General features: G+C 60.2%; 18 protein-coding genes and 1 pseudogene. 13 read left to right on the forward strand and 6 right to left on the reverse strand.

The window, feature by feature from the left end; all coding sequences use genetic code 11:
* The first annotated feature begins 157 nt into the window (after positions 1-157).
* From rplU to proB, 4 genes are all read left to right on the forward strand, one after another.
* A complete protein-coding gene (gene rplU / locus D3878_RS20745; protein ID WP_119787204.1) occupies positions 158-469 on the forward strand; it encodes a 50S ribosomal protein L21 in 312 nt (103 codons plus the stop codon).
* Between the two features lie 37 nt (positions 470-506).
* Positions 507-764 (forward strand): 50S ribosomal protein L27, encoded by a 258-nt coding sequence (rpmA, locus tag D3878_RS20750; protein WP_119787205.1) that lies wholly within the window; start codon positions 507-509, stop codon positions 762-764.
* A 129-nt stretch (positions 765-893) separates the two neighbouring features.
* A complete protein-coding gene (gene obgE, locus D3878_RS20755; RefSeq protein ID WP_119787206.1) occupies positions 894-2,003 on the forward strand; it encodes a GTPase ObgE in 1,110 nt (369 codons plus the stop codon).
* A 77-nt stretch (positions 2,004-2,080) separates the two neighbouring features.
* A complete protein-coding gene (proB, locus tag D3878_RS20760; protein ID WP_119787207.1) occupies positions 2,081-3,199 on the forward strand; it encodes a glutamate 5-kinase in 1,119 nt (372 codons plus the stop codon).
* A 29-nt stretch (positions 3,200-3,228) separates the two neighbouring features.
* Here proB and D3878_RS20765 read toward each other — a convergent pair whose 3' ends face one another.
* The gene (locus tag D3878_RS20765) at positions 3,229-3,789 is read right to left on the reverse strand and encodes a CNP1-like family protein (protein ID WP_119788051.1); all 561 of its coding nucleotides are present in this window, start codon (positions 3,787-3,789) and stop codon (positions 3,229-3,231) included.
* An 8-nt stretch (positions 3,790-3,797) separates the two neighbouring features.
* Positions 3,798-4,376, reverse strand: coding sequence for an RNA pyrophosphohydrolase (locus tag D3878_RS20770; protein WP_233556411.1), 579 nt, complete (start codon positions 4,374-4,376; stop codon positions 3,798-3,800).
* A 198-nt stretch (positions 4,377-4,574) separates the two neighbouring features.
* Between D3878_RS20770 and D3878_RS20775 the strand changes: the two genes are divergently transcribed.
* Positions 4,575-6,308, forward strand: a complete 1,734-nt coding sequence (locus tag D3878_RS20775) for a proline--tRNA ligase (protein WP_119787208.1) — start codon at positions 4,575-4,577, stop codon at positions 6,306-6,308.
* A complete protein-coding gene (locus D3878_RS20780) occupies positions 6,309-6,992 on the forward strand; it encodes a lytic transglycosylase domain-containing protein (protein ID WP_233556412.1) in 684 nt (227 codons plus the stop codon).
* Between the two features lie 208 nt (positions 6,993-7,200).
* Here D3878_RS20780 and D3878_RS20785 read toward each other — a convergent pair whose 3' ends face one another.
* Complete coding sequence (locus D3878_RS20785) at positions 7,201-7,683, reverse strand: SWIB/MDM2 domain-containing protein (RefSeq protein ID WP_119787209.1); 483 nt, start codon at positions 7,681-7,683, stop codon at positions 7,201-7,203.
* A gap of 286 nt (positions 7,684-7,969) precedes the next feature.
* Here D3878_RS20785 and D3878_RS24740 point away from each other — a divergent pair.
* Positions 7,970-8,128 (forward strand): annotated as a pseudogene (locus D3878_RS24740) (helix-turn-helix domain-containing protein); the annotation flags it as partial.
* 204 nt (positions 8,129-8,332) lie between these two features.
* Here the strand turns inward: D3878_RS24740 and D3878_RS20790 are convergent.
* Together D3878_RS20790 and D3878_RS20795 are read right to left on the reverse strand one after the other, a co-directional pair.
* Positions 8,333-8,920 carry a response regulator transcription factor gene (locus D3878_RS20790; RefSeq protein ID WP_119787210.1) on the reverse strand — a complete coding sequence of 196 codons (588 nt, stop codon included), beginning with the start codon at positions 8,918-8,920 and terminating at the stop codon, positions 8,333-8,335.
* A gap of 51 nt (positions 8,921-8,971) precedes the next feature.
* Positions 8,972-10,996 carry a sensor histidine kinase gene (locus D3878_RS20795; protein ID WP_420799553.1) on the reverse strand — a complete coding sequence of 675 codons (2,025 nt, stop codon included), beginning with the start codon at positions 10,994-10,996 and terminating at the stop codon, positions 8,972-8,974.
* Between the two features lie 150 nt (positions 10,997-11,146).
* On the opposite strand from D3878_RS20795, the gene D3878_RS20800 reads away from it, so the two are divergent.
* The 6 genes from D3878_RS20800 (at position 11,147) to D3878_RS20825 (ending at position 17,003) form a co-directional block, all read left to right on the forward strand.
* Positions 11,147-12,139, forward strand: a complete 993-nt coding sequence (locus D3878_RS20800; protein ID WP_119787211.1) for a TRAP transporter substrate-binding protein — start codon at positions 11,147-11,149, stop codon at positions 12,137-12,139.
* 193 nt (positions 12,140-12,332) lie between these two features.
* Positions 12,333-13,076: a TerC family protein gene (locus D3878_RS20805; RefSeq protein WP_119787212.1), complete on the forward strand. Its 744-nt coding sequence runs from the start codon at positions 12,333-12,335 to the stop codon at positions 13,074-13,076.
* 68 nt (positions 13,077-13,144) lie between these two features.
* Positions 13,145-13,570, forward strand: coding sequence for a universal stress protein (locus D3878_RS20810; RefSeq protein WP_119787213.1), 426 nt, complete (start codon positions 13,145-13,147; stop codon positions 13,568-13,570).
* 273 nt (positions 13,571-13,843) lie between these two features.
* Complete coding sequence (locus D3878_RS20815; protein WP_119787214.1) at positions 13,844-14,821, forward strand: tripartite tricarboxylate transporter substrate binding protein BugD; 978 nt, start codon at positions 13,844-13,846, stop codon at positions 14,819-14,821.
* Between the two features lie 196 nt (positions 14,822-15,017).
* Entirely contained in the window at positions 15,018-15,479 is a 462-nt protein-coding gene (locus tag D3878_RS20820; RefSeq protein WP_119787215.1) for a tripartite tricarboxylate transporter TctB family protein, read from the forward strand.
* Between the two features lie 21 nt (positions 15,480-15,500).
* Positions 15,501-17,003 (forward strand): tripartite tricarboxylate transporter permease, encoded by a 1,503-nt coding sequence (locus D3878_RS20825; RefSeq protein WP_119787216.1) that lies wholly within the window; start codon positions 15,501-15,503, stop codon positions 17,001-17,003.
* A gap of 257 nt (positions 17,004-17,260) precedes the next feature.
* Here the strand turns inward: D3878_RS20825 and ffh are convergent, their stop codons facing one another.
* Positions 17,261-18,628 (reverse strand): signal recognition particle protein, encoded by a 1,368-nt coding sequence (ffh, locus tag D3878_RS20830; RefSeq protein WP_119787217.1) that lies wholly within the window; start codon positions 18,626-18,628, stop codon positions 17,261-17,263.
* Positions 18,629-18,700: the final 72 nt, after the last annotated feature.

The following is an 18,700-nucleotide window of genomic DNA, read 5'->3' on the forward strand; positions in this document are numbered from 1 at the left end:
CGTGGGTAAAAACGGATTGTCGCGCGGCTTTGACTGGGCGGCTAAGTCCATGTATAATTTGAGGTTTTCCCGATTCTTGGCAACTTTCTGTTGTAAGGAAATAAAAAGGAAAGAAAGAGATTTTAAAAAGTTTTTAACCCAATTGATGAGGTTCACCATGTACGCGGTCATAAAAACCGGCGGCAAACAATATAAAGTTGCTGCTGGCGAAAAACTCAAAGTAGAACAGATACCTGCAGACATCGGCGCCGACATCACCTTGGATCAAGTGCTCGCATTGGGCGCTGGCGATACCATCAAGTTTGGTGCGCCGCTGATTGAAGGTGCTACGGTTCTGGCTAAGGTATTGGCGCAAGGTCGCCACGATAAGGTCAAGATTTTCAAGATGCGCCGTCGTAAGCATTACCAGAAACGTCAAGGCCATCGCCAAAATTACACCGAATTGCAAATCGTCTCGATCAACGGCTAAGCGCCGGTCGAGCTAACCAAATACCAAGGAGTCTGAAATGGCACATAAAAAAGGCGGCGGCACTACGCGCAACGGCCGTGATTCTGAGTCGAAACGACTGGGCGTCAAGGTCTACGGTGGTCAGTCCATCAATGCCGGCGGCATCATCATCCGTCAACGCGGCACCAAAGTACATCCTGGCGAAAACGTCGGCATGGGCAAGGATCACACCCTGTTCGCGCTGATCCCGGGCAAAGTACAGTTTGTCACCAAGGGCGCTGCACAGCGTCACATGGTGACTGTGGTTGCTGCTTAATCCACTGCAATGAGTCACTGCAATAAGCAGTTGCTATAAGTAGCTGCAAATCGCAGGCAAGGCGCAAGCCTTCTATCAAAAAGGCTCTGCCACAGGTAGGGCCTTTTTTAATTTTTTTGGCGGCAAAACATGAAGTTCATCGACGAAGCAAAAATCGAAGTCATTGCCGGCAATGGCGGCAACGGCGTTGCTTCCTTTTGCCGCGAGAAATTCCGTCCTTTCGGCGGTCCCGACGGCGGCGACGGCGGCAAGGGCGGCAGCATCTGGGCAGTGGCTGACCGCAATATCAACACCCTGGTCGACTACCGCTATTCCAAGATGCACAAGGCAAGGAATGGCGAAAACGGTCGTGGTTCCGATTGCTACGGCAAGGGCGCCGACGACATTACCCTGCGCATGCCGGTAGGCACCCTGATTACCGATTTTGAGTCGGGCGAAATCGTCGCCGACCTGACCGAGCATGGCCAGACTGCGCTGCTGGCGCAGGGTGGCGAAGGCGGTTGGGGCAATATCCATTTCAAGTCCTCCACCAACCGGGCGCCGCGCCAGAAGAGCGATGGCAAGGAAGGCGCGCGACGCGAACTGAAGCTGGAGTTGAAGGTGCTGGCCGATGTCGGCTTGCTCGGCATGCCCAATGCAGGAAAATCAACCTTCATTACGGCGGTGTCCAACGCGAAGCCGAAGATTGCCGACTATCCGTTTACCACCTTGCATCCGAATCTGGGCGTGGTGCGCGTCTCCCATGAAAAAAGCTTCGTGATCGCCGATATTCCCGGCCTGATCGAGGGGGCGGCAGACGGTGCCGGTCTGGGCGTGCAGTTTTTGCGCCATTTGCAGCGTACCGGCTTGTTGCTGCATATCGTCGATCTGGCGCCATTCGACAATGTCGACCCGGTCAAGGAAGCCAAGGCCATCGTCAAGGAATTGAAGAAATACGACGAGTCACTGCACGCCAAGCCCCGCTGGTTGGTGCTGAACAAGCTGGATGTGGTGCCGGCGGACGAACGTGTGAAACGTGTCAAGGATTTCATCAAGCGCTTCGCCTGGAAAGGGCCGGTGTTTGAAATTTCGGCGCTGACGCGCGAAGGTTGCGAAGACCTGGTCATGGCGATCTATGAGTATCTGGCCGAACAGCGCCAGCAGGAACATCGTGCCGAAGAAACGCAAATGGTCCAGGAAGCGCGCAGCATCGCCTCGATTGACCCGGACGATCCGCGTTTCAAGCTTGCCGATAGCTGAGCCCGCAGCTCATTTTATTTCATGCGCAATATTGCCGACTTGCCGTCAGACAGCCTCAATAGCCCTGCTCAAGAACCATGAATTCCGTGATACAGAATGCCAAACGATTGATCGTCAAGGTGGGATCTTCCCTGGTGACCAACGACGGCAAGGGTCTTGACAGTGCAGCCATTGCAAAATGGGCGGCGCAAATCGCGCAATTGCGCCAGCTGGGCAAGGAAGTGGTGCTGGTCAGCTCCGGCGCGATCGCCGAAGGCATGCAGCGCCTGGGCTTCGACAGGCGCCCCACCGGGGTCCATGAATTGCAGGCTTGCGCCGCGGTCGGTCAGATGGGACTGGCGCAAATCTATGAATCGAGTTTCCGCGAGCATCGCTTGCGTACTGCGCAGGTATTGCTGACCCATGCCGATCTGGCCGACCGTGAGCGCTATCTGAATGCGCGCTCGACCCTGTTTACGCTCTTGCGTCTTGGCGTGGTGCCGATCATCAATGAAAACGATACGGTGGTTACCGACGAAATCAAGTTCGGCGACAATGACACGCTGGGCGCCCTGGTCGCCAATCTGATTGAAGGCGATGCCCTGATTATCCTGACTGACCAGAACGGCTTGTACACGGCCGACCCGCGCAAAAATCCTGCGGCGCAGTTCGTGCATCAGGCCGAGGCCGGCGATCCCGCTCTGGAAGAGATGGCCGGCGGCGCCGGCAGCAGCATCGGTCGCGGCGGCATGCTGACCAAGATACTGGCGGCAAAGCGTGCCGCTTCCTCGGGGGCGCACACGGTGATCGCCTGGGGGCGCGAAGATCAGGTGCTGACCCGGCTGGCGGCGGGCGAGGCGATCGGTACCCAGCTCAACGCCCCGACGGCGCGGCTGACGGCGCGCCAGCAATGGATGCGCGACCATTTGCACACGGCCGGCAAGGTCATGCTCGATAGCGGCGCGGTGCAGAAACTGACCGCCGACGGCAAGTCCCTGTTGCCGGTCGGCGTGGTCAAGGTCTCGGGAAAATTCGGCCGCGGCGACGTCATCACCTGTACCGACCCTGATGGGCGTCCGGTGGCGCGCGGCATCTCGAATTATGCCAGTTCCGAAGCGCGCCGCATCATGGGCCATCCTTCCGCCGAGATCGCCGGCATCCTCGGCTTTGAGGAAGAGCCCGAGTTGATCCACCGCGATAACCTGGTGTTACTCTGAGTCAGAGCCCGGGCACCTGAAACGGTGCGTCAGCCGCCGGAGGGCAACACCTGGATCAATGGTCGCTTGTCACGTAATCTGCGCGTGATCTGCTCGGTGCTGCCTTCGACTACTGAGCCCGTGCAGAAATAATCGCGTGCCAGCGTTGCATGCTGGCGGTTGGCCGCGGTGCCGGTAAAGCGTTCCCAGCGGTCGCGCCGCGAACGGCTCCAGCTGCCATCCTTGTGGCCGAATGCATACAGTTTTCTTTCCTGCGTTTCACAGCGTATGCCTTCGTAGCTGATGTTTTCCGCGCCAGAGGGGCTACGGCTGACCAGCGTATAACGCACCACGCCATCGCCGCCAACCGAAATTGACCTGGCATCAACGGCGAAGTGCATGCTGGTGGAGTTGCCCGCATCGAAATCCAGCAAATTTGCCTTTTCGGGTACGGCCGGCAGCTGGACGGAAATTTCCTGCCAGGGCTTGTTGGCGTCGTCGAAGTCCTCCTCGAAGTGCGACTGCGCCTGGCTGGCACCGCTAGCCGCCGCCAGCAGAGCCAGCAGGCCCGCCTGTGCAAGTTTGACGGGCAATGAAATTGTGACTGCCATGAATATCTTCATTCGTTATGGTGTTGGATCTCGGGATGGTCGGACGCATGCGCCTGGACCGGACCTGGGTCTTGGGATGACCGTGGCTCGCGGGGATTCTGATGGCGTTGCGTCGGCCGCGCCACATAACGCGACAATTCCTGCAACGCCCTCTGGTAGACGTCGCGCTTGAATTCGATGACGACTTCCAGCGGCACCCAATAATTGTGCCAGCGCCAGGCGTCGAATTCCGGATGGTCGGTCAGGCGCAGGTTGATATCGCAATCGCGGCCGACCATGCGCAGCAGGAACCAGATCTGTTTCTGACCGCGATAATGGCCGCGGATATCGCGCTTGATGAAGTGATCGGGCACCTCGTAACGCAGCCAGTCGCGCGTACGCCCGATGACTTTCACATGTTCGGCTTTCAGGCCGATTTCTTCCTGGAGTTCCCGGTACATTGCCTGCTCCGGGGTTTCGCCGTACTTGATCCCGCCCTGGGGAAATTGCCACGAATGCTCGCGCACGCGTTTGCCCCACCACACCTGGTTATGTGTGTTTAGCAAGATAATGCCGACGTTCGGGCGAAAGCCTTCACGATCCAGCATGATTCCACCTCAAACTTTCCGCGGTCAACGCACCCGGTCAGGTATGCAGCACAGGCCTTTTCATGTCCAGCATCCCTGAAGCAGGGGCTGTGAACAGGCAAAAACAATCAAATGTGCGAAGAATGGGCGCATCGACCAGCTAATCCTATAAAATTGAGTTGATTATAACCCTCTCTTTTTAAAAAAGAATTCACCGATATGCGCGCTTCACGTTTTTTTATTTCAACCCTCAAGGAAGCTCCCGCCGACGCCGAAATCATCAGCCATCAACTGATGATGCGGGCGGGCATGATCAAACGCCTGGGCTCGGGAATTTATACCTATATGCCGATGGGCTTGCGGGTGATCCGCAAGGTGGAAAATATCGTGCGCGAAGAAATGAATCGCGCCGGCGCGATCGAGCTCTTGATGCCGCTGGTGCAACCTGCCGAGCTGTGGCAGGAAACCGGGCGCTGGGACAAGATGGGACCGGAATTGATGCGGGTGAAAGACCGCCATGGCCGCGATTTTGCCATCCAGCCAACTTCGGAAGAGGTCATCACCGATGTGGTGCGCTCCGAAATCAAGTCTTACAAGAAGCTGCCGGTCAATTTTTATCACATCCAGACCAAGTTCCGCGACGAGCGCCGCCCCCGCTTTGGACTGATGCGCGGTCGCGAATTCACCATGAAGGATGCCTATTCCTTCGATCGGGATGTCGCCGGCATGCAGCAGTCCTACCAGGTTATGTATGACGCCTATGTGCGCATCTTCAATCGCTTCGGCCTGCAGTTCCGCGCCGTCGCCGCCGATAACGGCGCCATCGGCGGCTCCGGTTCGCATGAGTTCCATGTGATTGCCGATACTGGCGAAGATGCGCTGGTGTATTGTCCACAGTCGGATTACGCCGCCAACATGGAGGCGGCCGAAGCCCTGGCGCCGACTGGCGTGCGGGCGGCCGCTAGCGCCGATCTCGTCAAGACGGCGACGCCGGGAAAATCGAAATGCGAGGACGTTGCAGCCTTGCTGGGCTTGCCCCTGGCGGCGACCGTCAAGTCCATCGTGCTGGCGGTGGATAGCGAAGAGGACGACAAGACGGCGACGCAAATCTGGCTGCTGCTGTTGCGCGGCGACCATGAGCTCAATGAAGTCAAGGCCACCAAGGTTCCGGGACTGGCCAATTTCCGCTTCGCTTCAGAGGCGGAAATTGTCGACCATTTCGGCACGCCGCCTGGCTATCTGGGGCCTGTCGGCCCCCGCAAGCCGGTAAAGATCGTGGCCGACCGCACGGTGGTTGCCATGAGCGACTTCGTCTGCGGCGCCAATGAGCCGGGTTTTCACTATACCGGCGCCAATTGGGAGCGCGATATCGCCGAGCCGCTGGTCGCCGATTTGCGTAACGTGGTGGCGGGCGACCCTTCGCCCGACGGCAAGGGCGACCTGGCCATCCAGCGCGGTATCGAGGTAGGCCATGTGTTCCAGCTCGGCACCCGCTATTCGCAAGACATGCAGGCCACTTATCTGGATGAAACCGGCAAGCCGCAGTTGATGCAGATGGGTTGTTATGGCATTGGTGTTACCCGTATCCTGGGGGCGGCGATCGAGCAGAATTTTGACGACAAGGGCATCATCTGGCCGGCATCGATTGCACCCTTTGAAGTCGTGCTCTGTCCGATGGGTTACGATCGCAGCGAAGCGGTCAAGGCGGAAACCGACCGCCTGTACCAGGAATTGCTGGATGCCGGCGTCGATGCGATCCTCGATGACCGCGGCGAGCGCCCCGGTGCGATGTTCGCGGACTGGGAATTGATCGGCGTGCCGCACCGGATCGTGATTGGCGAGCGCGGCCTGAAGGACGGCAAGCTGGAATACCAGGGGCGGCGCGATGCCGAAGCCACCAGCGTGCCGCCGGCCGACATGGCGGTGTTCATGAAAGCCAGGCTGGCCGCTTGAATGGCAGCGGCGAAGGCGGGCATGCCGTGCGGGCGGAGCAGTAGCTTCAAGCGCCTACTCTGGGCAGCGATCCTGGCTGCGCCATTGTGCTGTGTCGCGCTGGTCCATGCCGGCAACCAGAAGGAAGAAGCCCTGGCTGACTCGGTGCGCATCGCCTTGTCGCGCGCCATTACCGACGCCGCACCGCCCAAGCCGCAGTTCGACGATATCAATGCGCGTATCAAGCACCTGCATTGGCTGGGAGAGATGTCGGCCCGTCTGAAGAAAAAGCTGCCTGATGCGCAAGTCAGGCTGGAGTTCCTGCGCACCGCCTGGTATGAAGCCACGCGCGCCGGCCTGGATCCGGCGCTGGTGCTGGGTTTGATTCAGGTTGAATCGGCATTTCGCAAGTACGCGGTTTCGCCGGTGGGCGCGCATGGCTACATGCAGGTGATGCCATTCTGGAGCCGCGTCATCGGCGATGGCGACCGCAGCAAGCTGTTCCATATGCAAACCAATCTGCGCTATGGCTGTTCGATACTGCGGATGTATCTCGACATGGAGCGCGGCAATCTGTATCTGGCGCTCGGCCGTTACAACGGCAGCCGCGGCCGCCCTGAATACCCGAATGCAGTGCTGGCAGCCTGGAAGAAATGGGAATACCACCACGCATCCGGCGATGCACCGGTGCTAAGCCAAAAGTAAGCCAATTGGGGACAGAGTTAAGCGAAGCGGTACTCTGTCCCCAACTGACTATAACTGGAGAGGTTTTGTTAAGCGAAGCGGTACTCTGTCCCCAACTGATTCTAACTGGACAGGTTTTGTTAAGCGAAGCGGTACGCTGTCCCCAACTGAGTTTGCAAACAAAAACGCCCGCGCGATGCGGGCGTTTTTGTTTGGCGCCTGGCAAAAATTAGCTCAAGTGGCCGGAAATGAGCTTGGTCATTTCGAACATCGACACTTGTTTCTTGCCGCCAAAGACCGCCTTCAGCTTGTCGTCTGCATTGATGTTGCGCTTGTTGGCTTCATCCTGCAGCTTGTTCTTCTTGATGTACTCCCATACCTTCTTGGTGACTTCCGTACGCGGCAGGGGATTTGCGCCAACCACGGCAGCCAGGACGGCGGACGGCGTCAACGGTTTCATGAAGGCTGCATTCGGCTTGCGGGGCGTTGTCGGCTTTGCTGCCGCTTTCTTCGCTACCGGCTTGGCGGCTGCTGCTTTCTTGGCAGGCGCCGCTTTTTTGGCTGGAGCTGCTTTCTTCGCTACTGGCTTGGCGGCGGCCTTCTTGGCTGGAGCTGCCTTTTTGGCTGGCGCCGCTTTTTTTGCTACGGTTTTCTTTGCTGCTGGCTTCTTGGCGGCCGGTTTGCTGGCCGCGGTTTTTTTGGCTGTTGCCATCTGTGGACCTCCTTCACAATAAGTGTTGGGAAATGCGCCATTTCACGCACCGCTAATAGTGGTAGCGTTTTATATGGGATGCAAGTGTTTTTTGCTGCTTTTGGCAGGATTTTGTAGGGGAGGCGCCACGGCAGGCGTCTGGGCGGGGCTGAAGAGTGGCGGGCATGCGGTGGCGTGCCGGGCGGCGCAGTGCGGAACTATCCCTATTTGAATTGCTAATTATTTTTAGCGCCTTAATTTGATTCATTAAGCCATGACTTCCCCCCTTCCTTTGCCCGTTGAGCGCATGCTGCATCGTCTGCGGCAGAGTATCTCCCTGGCTCGGCGCCGTCGACACATGTCCCAAGAAATGCTGGCAGTGCGCATTGGTGCGTCTCTCAATACGGTGCGACGCCTGGAGGCTGGCGATCCCAGTATTGCCCTTCAGAATTTCATGCGCGCCCTGCATGTTTTTGGTGAACTCGGCAAGCTGACTTATGTGAAGGACGGTCAGCGGCAGTTCTCACAGTTTGCGTATGGGGAAGCCTGGCTTGCAGACGGCAATTTTTTGATATCTCGCCTGACCTTGTGCGCACTGTTGGCTATCAAATCCGCAAGCCTCCGGCAAGGAGAGACCGGCGAGGTTATACAGCATGCTGGCGGCGGTGGATCATTTCAACAGGCCTGCCAGTTCCACCGCGGTCTTGACTTGCATTTTTTCAAACACGTGCGCGCGATGCACTTCGACCGTGCGCATGCTGATGCCGAGTTCGTCGGCGATCACCTTGTTCATCTTGCCAGCCAAAATCAGGTCCAGCACTTTGCGTTCGCGCGCCGACAGGCTGGCCAGCCGCGCCTGCACCTGCGCCTGCACTTGCGCGTCGCGCGAGGCGGCCAGCGCTTCCTGCACCCGGTCCATCAACTTGTTGTCATTGAACGGTTTTTCAAAGAAATCGAAGGCGCCGCGCTTGAGCAAGTCGACCGCCATTGGTACATCGCCATGCCCGGTCAAAAAGATCGCCGGCAATTGCCGCGTCATTCCGCGCGCGACCAGGATGTCGAACAGCGCGCCGCCGCTCAAAGCCGGCATGCGCACGTCGAGCAGCAGGCAGTCGCCGCCGGCGTCGAACCGCAGCGCCTCGAGCGCGGCAAGGAATGCCGCCGCGCTGTCGTAGGCGGTGGCGGCAATCGCGCGCGAGCCGGCCAGCCACAGCAGCGCATCGCGGATCACTTCTTCATCATCGATTATGTGCAGCATGCTGGTGGCGTTTCGGGTGCGGTAAATGGAAGCAGCGGCATTGTCATGTCATCAGTAGGTGGCGCTTGCCGGCAGCGCCGGCAATGAAAACTGGAAGATTGTGCCGCCTTGCGGATTGTATGCATGGGTCAGCATGCCGCCATGGAATTCGATGGCGGTGCGGCAAATGTTCAAGCCCATGCCCATGCCTTGTGCCTTGGTCGAAAAAAATGGCGAAAACAGGCGGGCCGCGACTTCCGGCGCGATGCCGTGGCCGCAATCGATGATCGACACCACCACGTTCGGCTGCGTCTGCACCGACTTGTCGAGCGCGGCGACAATCTTCAGCAGGCGCTCTTTCGGCGGCGTTTGCTGCATCGACTCGATCGCATTGCGCGTCAGGTTCAGCAATACCTGCTCGATCAGGATGCGGTCGGCCAGAATCGGCGGCAGGCCGGGCGCGATGCTGGTCTGGATCGTCACGAACAACGGGCGCGCCTGCAACTCGATCAGCGGCAGCACGCTGTCGACCAGCACGGCAATCGTGACCGCCTCGCGCGTCGGCTCGCGTTTTTTCGCGAATGCATGCACGCTGCGGATGATTTGTCCGGCGCGCTGGGCCTGGGCGCCGGCTTTTTCCAGCGCCTGTTTTAACATGGCCACATCCATGCCGCCGGCCGCGCGCGCGTCATTGTCCAGCAGGTTCAAGGCGCCCGTGGTATAGCTGGAAATGGCCGCCAGCGGTTGGTTCAGTTCATGCGCGAGCGTTGACGCGATTTCCCCCATGCTGGCCAGGCGGGCGCTGGCCTGCAGCTTTTCCTGCTGCTGGCGGTTCAAGTCCTCGATGCGCTTCTGGTCCGAGATATCCAGGATCGAGCCCATCCAGCCGGTTTGCCGGCCGCTGTCGTCGACCAGCGGCGACTCGAAGATCAGGACTGGAAAGCGCTCGCCATTGGCGCGCTGGAAAATCGTCTCGAATCCCTGCGGCGTGACGGTGCCGGCCAGGACCTGCGCAAAGCGCTGCTGGTAATCCTCCATCGCTTCCGGCGCCCAGTACGGCATCGGCGGCAGCTTGCCGACCAGATCTTCCGTCGCCAGCCCCAGCATTCGGCAAAACGCCGGGTTGACATAGGTGACGCGTCCCTCCAGGTCGCGCGCGCGCAAGCCGGTGACCAGCGAATTTTCCATCGCGGCGCGAAACGCCACCTGCTGGCGCAACGCGCCTTCGGCGGCGAGACGCCGGGTGATGTCGCGCCACAGCGCAACCAGGCTCCACAGCAAGCCAGCTGACAGCACGATGACCGAGCCGACCAACAGGTTCGGCAACAGCTTCGGCGCGCTCTTGACGCTGTTGGTCAGCAGGATGACGGTTGCGCCCGGCAAATCGAGCGCGCGCCGGTGGGTATAGACGCTGCGCCCGGCGCCGCCGGACAGGCGCCGGGCAAGCACGCGGTCGTCGCTGTCGGCCAGCGTGATTTCATTATCCTGCGCAAACCACCATGGCACTGTTTCATCGAGAATGCCGGACAGGCGGTAGGTGGCGACCAGGCTGCCGAGGTATCGGTCCGCCAGGTGGATCGGCACCACGTAATCCATCAGCACCGGCGTGTCGGCGGCGGCCGCCGCCGGCTGGCTGTAGCGCGGCGTGCGCGATGCGCGCGCCAGTTCGATCGCGGCACCGGAATGTCCCGATACCAGGTCCCGCGGGCTTGCCGCGCCCTGGGTGGAGGCGGCCACGGCGCCGCCGGCGTCGCGCCAGTCGATCCGTTGCAATTCCTTGTTGTTGCGCACCAGCGTGGCCAGCCGCTCCCGCAGGCGTTCGCCTGTCAGGTGGCCGGAGGCGATTTCGCTGCCGATCAGGCGCAGGCTGTCCTCATGGCGGCCAAGCTGGAAGCGGATCGATTGTTCGACCCACAAGGTGTCGGCGATCAATTGTTCCTGGCGTTCGTTGGCTTCCATCTGCTGCGCCTGCCACGGCAGGTAGAGCAGCGTCGACACGAACAGCAGCACGAACAGGATCGGCAGCAGCCAGTGCCATGGCTGTTTCGGGCCGAACCGGCCGAACATGGACAGGGGGAGACGCTTTGCGATGGACATGATGCGCGAGTGTAGCTGAATACTTGCCGGTGCGGCGGCGGCAGGACGTCGACAATGGATTGTGGATAACCACAATTGCCATGCCGGGGAGGTAAAACGATAATGCGGGGGAAAACAAGCCGGATTCCACCGGATTATCGGGAGACCCACATGCGATTCATCACATTGCTGCTTGGGCTGGCGCTGGCCAACGGCTGCGCGGCCGCGCAGCCGATTGTCATCAAGTTCAGCCACGTGGTCGCCAGCCACACCCCGAAGGGCAAGGCGGCGCAGCGCTTCAAGGAACTGGCCGAACAGGCCACCGGCGGGCGCGTGACGGTCGCGCTGTATCCGAACAGCGAGCTGTACAAGGACAAGGAAGAGCTGGAGGCGCTGCAACTGGGAGCGGTCCAGATGCTGGCACCGTCGCTGGCCAAGTTCGGCCAGCTCGGCGTGCGCGAATTCGAATTGTTCGACCTGCCTTATATTTTTCCGGATAGCGCCGCGCTGCACCGTATCACCGAAGGCCCGATCGGCCGGGACGCGCTGAAAAAGCTGGAAGTCAAGGGCATCGTCGGGCTGGCCTACTGGGACAACGGCTTCAAGGTGATGTCGGCCAACCGCCCGCTGCTGTGGCCGGCCGATTTCGACGGCTTGAAAATGCGCATCCAGCCTTCGAAGGTACTGGATGTGCAAATGCGCGCGCTAGGCGCCAATCCGCAAGCGCTGGCGTTTGCCGAAGTGTATGCTGCGCTGCAGCGCGGCGTGGTCGACGGCACCGAGAATCCGCCATCGAATTTCTATACCCAGCGCATGTATGAGGTGCAACGTCATCTGACGGTATCGAACCATGGCTATCTGGGCTATGCGGTCATCGTCAACAAGAAATTCTGGGACCGGCTGCCGTCCGAGCTGCGGGAAAAGCTGGAGCAGGCGATGCGCAGCGCGACCGTGTACGCGAACGCCATCGCGGAAAAGGAAAATGCCGACGCGCTGGAACGCATCCGGCAAGACGGCAAGACGGCAGTCCACCATTTGTCGGCCGCGCAAAAGGAGGCTTGGCAAAAGGCGTTGTTGCCGGTGCATCAGGAGCTCGAGGGCCGTATCGGCAAAGAGTTGATCCAGGCAGTCAAACGCGAAATCAACCGGCCGCATCTGCGATAAACATTGTTGGGCGATATACCCCGGTTTCGCAAGTGACAAGTTATTTGCTGCGTTTTAATTAAGATGCAGGAATGCGCGCTTGCCGACATCGTCGTTCCCGATTGCATCATTTCTTGTGCATCGTCGGAACAAGTCGCATTCGGCAAGCATAGGCGCGCCGCCATTGCTTATATTTTTAACAGGAAAGGTAATTATGGATTTCAGTAGCCCGCAATTCTGGGTCGCGTTGTTGCAGATCGTGGCAATCGACATTGTGCTGGGAGGAGACAATGCTGTGGTCATCGGCTTGGCATGCCGCCGCCTGCCGGACCGTGAACGCAGGCTCGGCATCATCTGGGGCATGGCCGGTGCGGTCGGCTTGCGCGTGGTCTTGATTTTTTTCGCCGTCTCGCTGCTGGCCGTGCCGTACCTGAAAATCGTTGGCGCCGTGTTGCTGTTCTGGATCGGCATCAAGCTGTTGCAGCCGGAGCCGGAAGAGGGCGGTCATGAAATCAAGGCGGGCGTCACCCTGTTCGATGCGATCAAAACCATCATCATCGCCGATGCGGTGATGAGTCTCGATAACGTGATCGCGATCGCCGGCGCGGCCGGCGACAGCCGCTTCCTGATAGTGTTCGGCCTGTTGCTGAGCGTGCCGATCATCGTGCTGGGCAGCCAGCTGGTGATCAAGCTGATGGATCGCTTTCCGATTGTCATCGTGGCCGGCGGCGCGCTGCTAGGCTGGATTGCCGGTGGCATGGCGGTCACCGACGTGGCAGTCCATGACGCGACGCTGGCTGCGCTGCCGTCGGCCAAATGGATCGGCCCGGTGGCCGGCGCCATTTTTGTGGTGGTTGTCGGTAAATGGCTGGCGCTGCGCACCGAAGCCAGGCGCTCGAAAGTCTTGGTCGACTTGGCCGGGAACAAGCAGCCGCCGCAGCCGCCCGCCGCCGGTTGAGCGCCGCTGGTCCGGTTGGTTGACACAATTGCACTATTTGCACGATCCGATTCCTAGGGGATGACACAATGTCGAAAATTTTGATTGCCGTCGATGGCTCGCCCAACGCGTTGCGCGGCGTGGCCCATATCATCAACCAAACTCGCGCCGGTCAGCCGGGCGCGGAGATCCACCTGATCAATGTGCAGCATCCTTTGCACGGCGGCATCAGCAGTTTTATCAGCGCCGGCCAAATCCGCCAGTTGCATCAGGAAGAAGGCGAAAAGGCACTGTTTGATGCGCGCAAGATGCTCGACGATGCCGGCATTGCATATCAACATCACCTGTTCATCGGCGATCCGGCGCACGTCATGGTCCAGTTCGCCAATGATGGCGGCTTCGATGAAATCGTGATCGGTACCCGCGGCCTGAGCGCGGTGTCCAACATGCTGCTCGGTTCGGTGTCGGCCAAGCTGGCCCATCTGGCGAACATGCCGGTATTGTTGGTGAAATAAGAGGCTGGTAGGCCGGAATCTCGGCGATGCGTAATTGATTCGGCGAGCAATGGTAGTAGCGGGCGATGGCGGCAATCGCATCGAGATAGGCAGTTTGCGTGCGGGGGGCAGGCCGCGAATTTGCAGGAGTGCGGTTTTCCACAATTGTGCAGAGATTGCAACGCGAGAATAATGGTGTATGGCACGCAAGGCATCGGCTGTGACCGGCTGCCAGCGGGTTTATCGCAATCCCTGTTGCGGATTGCATTATAAAAATGCATGAGAGGAGCACACATGAAACTCAAGTCCCTGCGGTATTTTTCCGGTATTGCCGTACTGGCAAGCGCTGCCGCCCACGCCCAATCCGACTATCCTGCCAAGATGATCACGATGATCGTGCCGTTCTCGGCGGGCGGGCCGACCGATACGGTGGCGCGGCTGGTGGCGCAATCGATGAGCACGACATTGAAGCAGCAAGTCATCATCGAGAACGTCGGTGGTGCCGGCGGCACCATTGGCGCGGCGCGCGTGGCCAAGGCGGCGCCGGACGGTTATACGATTTTCCTGCATCACATCGGCCAGTCGACCGCGCCGGCGCTGTACCGCAAGCTGACCTATGACGCAATCGACAGCTTCGAGCCGGTCGGCCTGATCACCGATGTGCCGATGACGTTTGTGACGCGCAAGGATTTCCCGGCCAAGGATTTCAAGGAATTGCTCAGTTATGTGAAAGCCAATGCCGCCAAAGTCACCTATGCCAATGCCGGCGTCGGTTCGGCGTCGCACCTGTGCGGCATGCTGTTCATGTCGGCGATCAATACCGATCTGACCACGGTGCCGTACAAGGGTACCGGTCCGGCGATGAACGACTTGCTCGGCGGCCAGGTCGATTTCATGTGCGACCAGACCACCAACACCACCAGCCAGATCAAGGGCGGCAAGATCAAGGTGTATGGCGTGACCACTAAGACCAGGGTGCCGTCGCAGCCGGATGTGCCGACCCTGAACGAAGCTGGCTTGGCGGGATTTGAAATCGCGGTCTGGCATGGCATGTATGCGCCGAAAGGCACGCCGAAACCGGTGATCGCCACGCTGAGCGGCGCGCTGCAAAAAGCATTGAAGGATCCGAACGTCAAGCAGCGTTTCGCCGACCTCGGCACCGAGCCGGTGCCGGAAAACCGCGCCACGCCGGACGCGTTGCGCGCCCATCTGAAGGCGGAAATCGACAAGTGGGAACCGGTGATCAAAAAGGCTGGCGTGTTCACCGACTGATTACGCCGCGCCGCGATTGAATCGCACTTGCCGGCGCGGAGGTGGCCACGGCCACCTCCGCGCCGGCAGCCGGTTGTTCGTCACTAATTTCAATCAAATTTTTCTTCACCGATACGGCTTTCCGCCGCGTCGGTGATCCGGCGCGGCCGTCACAACGATGCGATTGCGGCCCGACCGACGACAAGGAGACTTCATCGTGCCCTCAATCATCCGCCACCCGAAGGATTTCTGGACCGGGGTTATTTTTCTCGCGCTCGGCTTGGCCGCCATGATCATCGGGCGCGATTATCCGATGGGCACCGCCGGCAGGATGGGGCCCGCCTATTTCCCGACGGTGCTGGGCGGCTTGCTGGCCCTTGTTGGCGCCGCCGCGGTAGGGCGTTCCTTCTTCCGCAGCGGCGAAGCGGTCGAGAAATTCGCGGTCAAACAATTGCTGCTGATCCTCGCAGCAGTGCTGCTGTTCGGTTTCCTGATCCGCGGCGCCGGGCTGGTGGTGGCAGTGATGACGACAGTGGCCGTCAGCGCGTTTGCCTATCAGCGGTTCCGCCCGGTGCCGGTGCTGCTGCTGGCGGGGGGGCTGGTCGCATTTTCCGTTCTGGTCTTCGTCAAGCTGCTTGGCTTGCCGATCGCCATCGTCGGTCCCTGGTTTGGCGCCTAACCGGGCATAAAAGGAATAAGCATGGAAATCTTTGGCAATCTCGCGCTCGGCTTCGATACCGCGTTTACGTTTGTGAATCTGGCCTACTGCCTGCTCGGGGTGTTCCTCGGCACGGCTATTGGCGTGCTGCCGGGTCTCGGGCCGGTGGCGACCATTGCGATGCTGCTGCCGGCGACCTTCGGCTTGCCGCCGGTATCCGCGTTGATCATGTTGTCCGGCATTTACTATGGCGCGCAATACGGCGGCTCGACCACCGCGATCCTGGTCAACCTGCCGGGCGAATCGTCGGCGGTGGTCACCGCGATCGACGGCTACCAGATGGCGCGCCAGGGTCGCGCCGGCAAGGCGCTGGCCACCGCCGCGATCGGCTCGTTTTTCGCCGGAACCGTCGCTACCGTCCTGCTGGCATTGTTTGCCCCGCCGCTGGCCGACCTCGCGTTGAAATTCGGCCCGGCTGAATATTTTTCGCTGATGGTCTTGGGCTTGATCGCGTCGGTGGTGCTGGCCAGCGGCTCGCTGCTCAACGCGATCGGCATGGTGATCGTCGGTCTTTTGCTCGGCATCGTCGGCACCGACGTCAACTCTGGCGCGGCCCGCTACACGTTCGACGTGCCGCAACTGGCCGACGGCATCAATTTCGTCTTGGTCGCGATGGGCATGTTCGGCCTCGGTGAAATCATCCGCAACCTCGAACATGCAGAGGCGCGCCACCTGGTGATGAAAAAGGTGTCCGGCCTGATGCTGACCAAGGACGAGTTCAAGCGCATTATCGCGCCGATCTTCCGCGGCACGGTGCTGGGTTCCGCTTTAGGCATTCTGCCCGGCGGTGGCGCGATGCTGGCGTCGTTTGCCGCGTATTCGATTGAAAAGAAGGTATCGAAGAATGCCGCCGAATTCGGCCGTGGCGCGATCGAAGGCGTGGCCGCGCCGGAGTCGGCCAACAATTCGGGCGCGCAAACCTCGTTCATCCCGATGCTAACCCTCGGCATTCCGTCGAACCCGGTGATGGCACTGATGATCGGCGCGATGATCATCCAGGGTATCCAGCCAGGACCGGCGGTGATGACGGAGCAGCCGGCGCTGTTCTGGGGCTTGATTGCATCGATGTGGATCGGCAACCTGTTTTTGATCATCCTGAACCTGCCGATGATCGGGCTGTGGGTGCGCATGATTACCGTGCCGTATCACTACCTGTATCCGGCGATCCTGGTGTTTTGTTCGATCGGTGTCTTCAGCCTGTCTAACAGCGAATTCGATGTCTACCTGATGGCGCTGTTCGGCCTGTTCGGCTACATTTGCGCGAAGCTTGATCTGGAGCCGGCGCCGATGCTGCTGGGCTTTATCATCGGCCCGATGATGGAAGAATACCTGCGGCGCGCGCTGCTGCTGTCGCACAGCGACCCGATGGTGTTTCTGACCCGGCCGATTAGCGCAACGATGTTGGGCATGGCGGCGCTGGCGTTGCTGGTGGTGTTGAGCCCGGTGTTGCGCAAGAAGCGCGAGGAAGCATTCAAGGAAGAATAGCTATTTGCCGCAGGCCTGTGCCGGTTGAGCGCCGCCTTCCATGTCGGCGTCAAGCGCTGGCTGTTGGCGCACGAGGGCGTGCATCGTTTTTAATGGACGTCGCGCCCAAACCACGAGATCCGCCTTGATGGCACATGAGGGTGCGCTGCTCGAGCAAAGCGAAAAGACTGTACACCTGCAAGCGCTGCTGGCGGAGAAGGGCATCAAGATTCGCGCCTGACACTGATACTGGCACTGGCGCGTACGCGGACGATAGTTCAGCGCATCCCGGGCAGCATGCCCTTCATGCCGCGCATCATTTTCATCATGCCGCCGCCCTTGAGCTTTTTCATCATCGACTGCATTTGCTCGAATTGCGCCAGCATGCGGTTGACTTCCTGCACCTGTACGCCTGCGCCGGTGGCGATGCGCCGCTTGCGCGTGGCCTTGATCAACTCGGGTTTGGCGCGTTCGGCTGGCGTCATCGAATTGATGATGCCTTCCATGCGGCGCACCTGTTTTTCCGCCTGGTCCATGCTGGCGCCGGCGGCGGCCTGCTGGAATTGCGCCGGCAGCTTGTCCATCAGGCTGGACAAGCCACCCATTTTTTTCATCTGGCTCAGCTGAGCCTTGAAGTCGTTCAGGTCGAACTTGCCGCCGCCTTTGATCTTTTGCGCAAGATCCTTGGCGGCCGCGACGTCCACGCCCTTTTGGGCTTCCTCGACCAGCGCCAGGATATCGCCCATGCCGAGGATGCGGTTGGCCATGCGCTGCGGGTCGAAGGCTTCCAGGCCATCGAGTTTTTCGGCGACGCCAGCGAACTTGATCGGCTTGCCGGTGATGTGACGTACCGACAGCGCGGCGCCGCCACGGGCGTCGCCGTCGAGCTTGGTCAGCACCACGCCGGTCAGCGGCAGCGCGTCGCTGAAGGCCTTGGCGGTGTTGATGGCATCCTGGCCGAGCATGGCATCGACCACGAACAGGGTTTCGATCGGCTTGACCGCGGCGTGGATGGCGGCGATTTCCTGCATCATGGCTTCGTCGATGCCGAGCCGGCCGGCGGTATCGACGATCAGGACGTCATGGTAATGCTTCCGGGCATAGTCGAGCGCCGCCAGCGCGATTGCCACCGGCTGGTCGCTGGCTTGCGACGGGAAAAAATCGGCGCCAACCTGGCTGGTGACAGTCTGCAGCTGGCCGATCGCGGCCGGCCGGTAGACGTCGGCCGAGACCGTCAGGACTTTCTTCTTCTTTTGCTCGCGCAGGTATTTGGCCAGCTTGCCGACGGTGGTGGTCTTGCCGGCGCCTTGCAGGCCGGCCATCAGGATCACGGCCGGCGGCTGGGTGGCGAAATTCAGCTGGCTGGCTTCGGGGCCGAGATCGGCGCCCATCAGGGCGGCAAGCTCGCGCTGGACGACGCCGACCAGGGCCTGTCCCGGCGTGAGCGAACCGATGACTTCCTCGCCCAGGGCTTTTTCCTTGACCTTGGCGATGAATTCGCGCACCGCCGGCAGCGCGACGTCGGCTTCCAGCAGGGCCAATCGTACCTCGCGCAACATCTCGGCGGTATTGGACTCGGTCAGGCGCGCTTCGCCGCGCATGGTTTTGACGGCTTTGGCAAGGCGTTGGGTCAGATTGTCGAGCATGGATAGGATGCAAAAATGTAAGTCAGACAAGGGGCCGGACCGGGGGCGTTCCCGCCGGGCGCAAGACCTGAC

The sequence above is a fragment of the Noviherbaspirillum sedimenti genome (assembly GCF_003590835.1).
Classification (GTDB): Bacteria; Pseudomonadota; Gammaproteobacteria; order Burkholderiales; family Burkholderiaceae_D; genus Paucimonas; species Paucimonas sedimenti.

Excerpts from the sequence above, each read along its gene's own strand:
- D3878_RS20795 (WP_420799553.1), bottom strand. The coding sequence starts at position 10,996 with ATGTCCATCGCAAAGCGTCTCCCCCTGTCCATGTTCGGCCGGTTCGGC.
- D3878_RS20775 (WP_119787208.1), top strand. The coding sequence starts at position 4,575 with ATGCGCGCTTCACGTTTTTTTATTTCAACCCTCAAGGAAGCTCCCGCC.
- D3878_RS20825 (WP_119787216.1), top strand. The coding sequence starts at position 15,501 with ATGGAAATCTTTGGCAATCTCGCGCTCGGCTTCGATACCGCGTTTACG.
- rplU (WP_119787204.1), top strand. The coding sequence starts at position 158 with ATGTACGCGGTCATAAAAACCGGCGGCAAACAATATAAAGTTGCTGCT.
- rpmA (WP_119787205.1), top strand. The coding sequence starts at position 507 with ATGGCACATAAAAAAGGCGGCGGCACTACGCGCAACGGCCGTGATTCT.
- D3878_RS20815 (WP_119787214.1), top strand. The coding sequence starts at position 13,844 with ATGAAACTCAAGTCCCTGCGGTATTTTTCCGGTATTGCCGTACTGGCA.
- D3878_RS20770 (WP_233556411.1), bottom strand. The coding sequence starts at position 4,376 with ATGCTGGATCGTGAAGGCTTTCGCCCGAACGTCGGCATTATCTTGCTA.
- D3878_RS20790 (WP_119787210.1), bottom strand. The coding sequence starts at position 8,920 with ATGCTGCACATAATCGATGATGAAGAAGTGATCCGCGATGCGCTGCTG.
- D3878_RS20810 (WP_119787213.1), top strand. The coding sequence starts at position 13,145 with ATGTCGAAAATTTTGATTGCCGTCGATGGCTCGCCCAACGCGTTGCGC.
- D3878_RS20800 (WP_119787211.1), top strand. The coding sequence starts at position 11,147 with ATGCGATTCATCACATTGCTGCTTGGGCTGGCGCTGGCCAACGGCTGC.
- D3878_RS20785 (WP_119787209.1), bottom strand. The coding sequence starts at position 7,683 with ATGGCAACAGCCAAAAAAACCGCGGCCAGCAAACCGGCCGCCAAGAAG.
- D3878_RS20765 (WP_119788051.1), bottom strand. The coding sequence starts at position 3,789 with ATGGCAGTCACAATTTCATTGCCCGTCAAACTTGCACAGGCGGGCCTG.
- obgE (WP_119787206.1), top strand. The coding sequence starts at position 894 with ATGAAGTTCATCGACGAAGCAAAAATCGAAGTCATTGCCGGCAATGGC.
- ffh (WP_119787217.1), bottom strand. The coding sequence starts at position 18,628 with ATGCTCGACAATCTGACCCAACGCCTTGCCAAAGCCGTCAAAACCATG.
- D3878_RS20780 (WP_233556412.1), top strand. The coding sequence starts at position 6,309 with ATGGCAGCGGCGAAGGCGGGCATGCCGTGCGGGCGGAGCAGTAGCTTC.
- D3878_RS20805 (WP_119787212.1), top strand. The coding sequence starts at position 12,333 with ATGGATTTCAGTAGCCCGCAATTCTGGGTCGCGTTGTTGCAGATCGTG.
- proB (WP_119787207.1), top strand. The coding sequence starts at position 2,081 with ATGAATTCCGTGATACAGAATGCCAAACGATTGATCGTCAAGGTGGGA.